8 protein-coding genes are annotated in these 6430 nt (G+C 37.2%); 1 reads left to right on the forward strand and 7 read right to left on the reverse strand.

Features of this window, described 5'->3' with window-relative positions; translation table 11 throughout:
- Positions 1–77 precede the first annotated feature (77 nt).
- The 6 genes from CS060_RS13705 to CS060_RS13730 form a co-directional block, all read right to left on the reverse strand.
- The gene (locus CS060_RS13705) at positions 78–848 is read right to left on the reverse strand and encodes a sporulation protein (RefSeq protein WP_099669054.1); all 771 of its coding nucleotides are present in this window, start codon (positions 846–848) and stop codon (positions 78–80) included.
- A gap of 97 nt (positions 849–945) precedes the next feature.
- Entirely contained in the window at positions 946–1119 is a 174-nt protein-coding gene (locus tag CS060_RS13710; protein ID WP_069201725.1) for a YozD family protein, read from the reverse strand.
- Between the two features lie 232 nt (positions 1120–1351).
- A complete protein-coding gene (locus tag CS060_RS13715) occupies positions 1352–1546 on the reverse strand; it encodes a YodN-related protein (protein ID WP_035050081.1) in 195 nt (64 codons plus the stop codon).
- 83 nt (positions 1547–1629) lie between these two features.
- A complete protein-coding gene (gene bioB / locus CS060_RS13720) occupies positions 1630–2619 on the reverse strand; it encodes a biotin synthase BioB (RefSeq protein ID WP_035050083.1) in 990 nt (329 codons plus the stop codon).
- 111 nt (positions 2620–2730) lie between these two features.
- Positions 2731–4167: an NAD(P)/FAD-dependent oxidoreductase gene (locus CS060_RS13725; RefSeq protein ID WP_035050086.1), complete on the reverse strand. Its 1437-nt coding sequence runs from the start codon at positions 4165–4167 to the stop codon at positions 2731–2733.
- 148 nt (positions 4168–4315) lie between these two features.
- Positions 4316–5254: a magnesium transporter CorA family protein gene (locus CS060_RS13730; RefSeq protein ID WP_099669055.1), complete on the reverse strand. Its 939-nt coding sequence runs from the start codon at positions 5252–5254 to the stop codon at positions 4316–4318.
- Between the two features lie 320 nt (positions 5255–5574).
- On the opposite strand from CS060_RS13730, the gene CS060_RS13740 reads away from it, so the two are divergent.
- Positions 5575–5862 carry a HesB/YadR/YfhF family protein gene (locus CS060_RS13740; RefSeq protein ID WP_035050087.1) on the forward strand — a complete coding sequence of 96 codons (288 nt, stop codon included), beginning with the start codon at positions 5575–5577 and terminating at the stop codon, positions 5860–5862.
- Positions 5863–5880: 18 nt separating this feature from the next.
- Here CS060_RS13740 and CS060_RS13745 read toward each other — a convergent pair whose 3' ends face one another.
- Entirely contained in the window at positions 5881–6300 is a 420-nt protein-coding gene (locus CS060_RS13745) for an acyl-CoA thioesterase (RefSeq protein ID WP_035050084.1), read from the reverse strand.
- Positions 6301–6430: the final 130 nt, after the last annotated feature.

Consider the following 6430-nt stretch of genomic DNA (forward strand, 5'->3'; position numbering starts at 1 on the left):
ATGGAACAAAATGGTTTGAAGACGGGTGTCTTCCAACCATTTTGTCAACAGTCTGAAGATTGGGAGTACCCAATCCTTTAAGCATATCGTCGAATAAGTGCTGCAAGATTTGTCTGTAACGTCGGAATATGTTGCTCATGAATAGTCACACGAACAAAAGTTTCATCTAAATCAAGTGCCTCTGCAAATAATCCAGCTAACCCGCGTGCTCGTCGATCGACTTGCATCAGCAATTCACATTCATCTAGTGCATGCTGGAAAAAGATGATTTCCACTTCATCAAGCTTTCCACGAAATTCGCCACTAACCGGTACAAATTCAAACTCTTGAACAAATGGAAGTCGTTTACGAGCATGATAAGCAGCCTCTTTGCAATCGGCTTCTTTTAAACAAAATCCTAATTTTTCCATAACTTGAAATACCGCATCCATGACTCTAGTTGGTTGAACGTGAATATAATCTTCATCTGTTGGATCGATCGCATTTTTTATGTCAAGTCCTGTGTGTAACCACACTCTCGTTCTTCCGACTGTAATTGGCGTATCAAGCGGAAGAGAAAAAGAAAACGGAAATTGTTTCTTTTCCCCAGCGTGAATGACAAAGGATTGAGCAATTCTCCACTTTTCAATGATTGCATGCTTCGTTACTTTTCGATCATCTACCTCTTTTATATATGTAGCACAAAGAGATAAATATATATCATCAATCTGTTGATCTATATTTCCGCCTGTCACCTCTACAACTCCTGTAATGCTTTCACCGAGTGATAATTGCGATTCGTGTAACTTCGTATCTACCTTCGCCGCCCCGATTCCAATACTTGCTAAAACTTTATTAAATAGTCCCATAAAACAACCTCCCATTATTTTTCATTCTATATGTGTTACGAATAAGAAAGAAAAACGTTTCAACTTTCAAATAAAAAACGACGGAACAACCGCCGTTTTATTCGTCAATTATTTCTTCATCAATAATACATTTTTCGATCAAATAATCAAACATAATATCTGCCATTTCCTCAATTTCACGCTCTGTTGGGACAAACCCTCGCCGAACAAGTTCATTGTAAAAGAACTCCGCAATTTCTTCCGTATCAATAACGACTTCAATTTCTTTCACAACATCGCCCCCTTTGTATTATGTTATGAAAAAATGATTCATTTATGTCATCCGTTTTTATGTATATTTGCCGCTATGTACACATACGTTGAAAGTAAAAAGGAACGGAGGACAAACTTATGGACGAACGAATTGATCAATGGATGGAAACGATCACGAATGCATTGTTTTCTATAATACTATTTTTTTGTATTCCATATGTCATATATTTATTATGGCAATGTATATAGTGTTATTCGCGTCGTTTCCGTCGAGTAAACTTTTTTAGTTGTTCAACGACTTGCTTCATCATCTGTTCATACTGTTCGTCACCAAACCGTTCATACAACCACTTGTAGTCGTTATAAATATCTAATAAACCGTCAATAATCTCTTTTTCTTCTTGTTTTCGTCGCAATCGCTCATTTTCAAATTTTCGTGATATCACATGAACTTCACTCCAATATTGAACATCTTAATTAGTAATAGTATATGTATAGATAAAAAAGCCGACACACAACGTCGGCTTTTTTATCTCGCATAAGATGCTGGAGCAAAGTCAATCTCAAATCCTAAATCTTCGAGCATTTGAAAATCAGCATGTTTTTCTTGTCCGGCAGTCGTTAAGTAATCGCCAACAAAAATGGAGTTCGCAGCATACAAACCAAGTGGCTGCAAGCTACGTAAGTTTACTTCTCTCCCTCCAGAAATGCGAATTTCTTTCGTAGGGTTAGTGTATCGAAATAATGCCAACACTTTTAAACAGTAGCGCGGGTGTAATTCTTTTGTCCCCTCTAACGGCGTTCCATCAATCGCATGAAGAAAATTGATAGGGATCGAATCCGCATCTAACGCTTTTAAACTTCTCGCCATTGCGATTACATCTTGTTTTGTTTCTTTCATACCGATAATCACACCTGAACATGGGGACATCCCTACTTCCTTGACCGTTTCTACCGTACGTACCCGATCATCGTATGTATGAGAAGTCGTAATGTGAGGATGATGTTCTTTGGATGTGTTAATGTTATGGTTATAGCGATCGACACCCGCCTCTTTTAAGCGTAACGCCTGTTCCGGCTTTAATATTCCTAGACAAGCACATACTTTTAAACCGTATATTTCTTTAATTTCTTTCACTGCAGATACAACGATATCAATTTCTTTATCGCTCGACCCCCTTCCACTTGCAACAATGCAGTATGTTCCGATTTTAGATTCATAAGCTCGCTTGGCTCCTTGTAAAATCGTATCTTTATTTACCATTTTATACGTCGGAACTGAAGCAGTTGATATAGAAGATTGGGAACAGTATCCACAATTTTCAGGGCATAATCCCGACTTTGCATTCATAATCATATTTAATTTTACTTTATTTCCGTAATACGTTTTGCGAATGCGATAAGCGCCTTGGAGTAATAGTAATAGTTCATCATCGGGGCAATTTAATATAGCAAGTGCTTCATTATCTGTAATTTCGCCCCCATCTAACACACGATTTGCTAAAGATAACCAATCCATTGTTCTCCCCCTTTTATTTCTAATTACCAATAATCGTATTCGATCAACAAATATATGTCAACCACATTATTCATATATGTTAACAAAAAGAACGCTAGCGAGAATAACTCGCTAGCTATACGTTTCTACAATATGTCGCGCAATCCATACTCCACACGCTCCTGCTTGTGCTAGACCGCGTGTAATTCCCGCACCATCTCCCCCAACATATAGTCCTGAAATTTCTGTTTCAAAACGTTCATTTAACTTGGGACGTGCAGAATAAAACTTTGCTTCTACACCGTAAAAAAGTGTATGTTCTGAAGCAATGCCTGGAGTGACAACGTTTAGCGCTTCTGTCATTTCGATTAAACTTTTCATCGTGTTGTATGGGAGAACGAGTCCTAAATCCCCAGGAACAGCCTCCTTTAAAGTTGGTTCGATGAATCCTTCTTTAATGCGTTTTTCTGTTGAGCGTCTACCCTTTAAAATATCGCCGTATTTTTGCACAATAATCCCGCCATTAGATAATGCATTGGCTAAACGAGAAATTTGATGGGCGTATTCGTTCGGTTGATCGAACGGATCTGAAAATTTATGAGAAACGAGAAGAGCAAAGTTCGTATTATTGCTGCCTAGTTTCGGATCTTTATACGCATGACCATTTGCAAGCATAATCCCTGAATGATTTTCAACAACGACATGACCAGAAGGGTTACTGCAAAACGTCCGAACTTGCGTTCCTACGGATGTGTTAAAAATGAACTTTCCTTCGTACAAATGTGTATTAATTTCTTCCATAACGACATTAGACGTTTCGACACGAACTCCAATATCAACTTGATTATTGATCATTTTCAACCCACGTCTCTTCAATATATTTGTCAACCAGGCTGAACCATCACGTCCTGGAGCGATGACAACCCGTTCAGCATAGAGCATATCCCCATTTTTTAATTGAATTCCTTTTACATAATTTGTACCATCTATTTTTTCCGTCAAAATATCGCTCACTTCTGCTTTAAACATCATATCAATGTGTGTACGCAAATATTCATATATGCTCTTTAAAATCTCTAAATTTTGTTCGGTACCAAGATGACGAACTTGTGCGCGCAACAATTTTAATCCAGCTGCATAAGCACGCTTTTCAATTTCTCTCACTTCGTCTGTGAGTGGATCGGTCAATGTATGCGTGGCACCATGCTTTAAGTTGATTTCGTCCACGTAACGAATGAGTTGTAACACCGTCGAATCAGGTAAATAATCTGTCATCCATCCACCAAACTCGCTCGTAATGTTAAACTTACCATCTGAATAAGCCCCTGCCCCTCCAAATCCATTTGTAATTGAACAAGCAGGTAAACAACCTGCGTAATCTTTTTTTCCAACCGGTGGCGGACATTTTTCGATTTTCTTCTGCAAAATCGGGCAATTTCGTTTATAAATATCGTGCCCTTTATCAATTAGTAACACACGTGCTCCTGGTAATTTTAATGTCAATTCATAACAAGTAAAAATTCCCGTTGGACCTGCCCCAACAACAATCACATCGTAACGATTGTTCATCATTCATCCCTCACCTTCCATTTTCCGAATGTTAATATACTAAATAGCATACAATCAGTCAATAAAAAACGATCTTTTTTTTATTTTCTTTATTTAATGTTCGTTTTTATTTAAGACGCAAAAAAAAAGAACGGTACGTACCGTCCTTTTAAAAATAACGTTTCTTCCAAAAAACAAACGCAGTCACACTTGAAAGAACAAAAGAAATTCCTAAAGCAACCAAATACGCATATGGCTTATCTTGATATGGGATCGGAACATTCATCCCATAAAAACTCGTCACCATCGTTGGAAACGAGATGACAATTGTAATCGCAGCTAAAAATTTCATGACGATGTTTAAATTATTCGAAATGACAGAAGCAAATGCATCCATCATCCCACTTAAAATGCTACTATATACTTCTGTCATCTCAATGGCTTGCTTATTTTCAATAATGACATCTTCTAACAATTCTTGGTCATCTTCATACATCCGTAAATAATTTAAACGAAGTAACCGTTCCATCACGATATTGTTTGCTTTTAATGATGTCGTAAAATAAACGAGACTCTTTTCTAAACTAAGTAAAGAAAACAACTCTTTATTTTGCATCGATTGATGCAGCTGTTTTTCAATTTCGCTTGTTTTTCGATTAATTTGTTTTAAGTATCTTAAGTAATACGTAGAAATCATATATAACATTTGTAACGCAAACCGCGTTTTCATATACGTATAAAAATGTTTTACTTTATTTTTTGTAAATTCCTCGAAAATTGGATTTCCTTGAAGACAAACGGTAATAAAACATGTGTTTGTAATAATCATTCCAATTGGAATTGTTTCATATGTTGGAATGTTTCCCTCATCGTACGTAATAATCGGAATATCAACGATAATGAGCACATGGTTGTCTTCTTTTTCGATGCGTGACCGTTCTTCATCATCGAGTGCATCTTTAATTGAGTCAATTGGAATATTAAGATGGTCTGCAATGTAGCGAATTTCGCTTTCAGTTGGAGAAACGAGGTTTACCCAACAACCATTTTTTAGCTCGTAAATCTCTTCTAATTTTCCTTGATCATTTGATAAGTAAATGTTCATCATGGCGTAACCCCCCTATCTTCTCTACAAGAGGTAAGCGCCACTTTTTTGTCGTTGGAGCGCCTGTTTCGTTTGTGAGCAGTACGTTCCAGCGCCAAAAAGCGAAGCTACTTCCCCTATTATCGATGGTTCTGGTTCATTCTTGTTCGCCCTGCTCATAACGGAACTGTCACTCCTTTCGCTTTCACAATCATTACGGATTAATGATACATGTTTTGCCACCATTTGTATAGTTCCTTTTTTATTTTTTCTCAAAGTGAGTGCGCAAAATAGAAAAATATTTCGTGTTCTTTTATAATCTTGTGTAAAGGATGGTGAATATGATGAACATATACATGTGTGATCGAGCATTTCAGTGGTATAAAGAAGAACTCCAATTACAGCATGGGGACTATGTTCGTTTTTTCGCTCGATATGGTGGATGTAGTAACGTACAAAAAGGTTTTTCTTTAGGAGTGAATAAAGAAAGCCCGATCGACGCTGCAGTGAAATTAGAAAAAGAAGGAATTATCTTTTTTATTGAACAAAACGATACGTGGTATTTTGATGACCATGATTTGCATATTGAGTTTGACGAAGAACGAAACGAGCCAATATTTACATATAGATAAAAGCGGGATGGCCCGCTTTTATCTTTTTTTTGCCCGTTCATACGCTTCATGCCAATCAGGAAAATATTTTCTGATTAAAACAGGCTGAAACGTTTCTTTCGTTACACAAACATGTTTCGAAGTTGCTGTCGCTGCGATTTCATTTGTTGGCGTTAACACTTCATACCCATAAACAACCCGAATGCCGTCATATGACTCTACCCACGTTTTAATAGTGGCTGTCTCTCCATAGCGTAAAGGCTTTTTATAAGAAATTTGCAAATCAATAACCGGAGACACAATTCCCCTTTTCTCCATATCAGCATATTGAAAACCAAGTTGTTGAATAAAATGGGCTCGTCCGATTTCTAACCAAACTAAATAATTGGCATGGTAAACAACCCCCATTTGATCTGTTTCTGCGTAACGCACTTCAATTTCTTTTTGTGAAATCATCATTCGTTCTCACTCTCCGAAATAACAATAATTTATTTTTTTATTGTACCATACATAAGAACATGTAAACAGAGCATAATCGAGTAGGAGGAGGTGATTAACCTCCGTCCTCTCACACCACCGTACGTACGGT

Source organism: Anoxybacillus flavithermus, from assembly GCF_002742685.1.
Lineage (GTDB): Bacteria > Bacillota > Bacilli > Bacillales > Anoxybacillaceae > Anoxybacillus > Anoxybacillus flavithermus_E.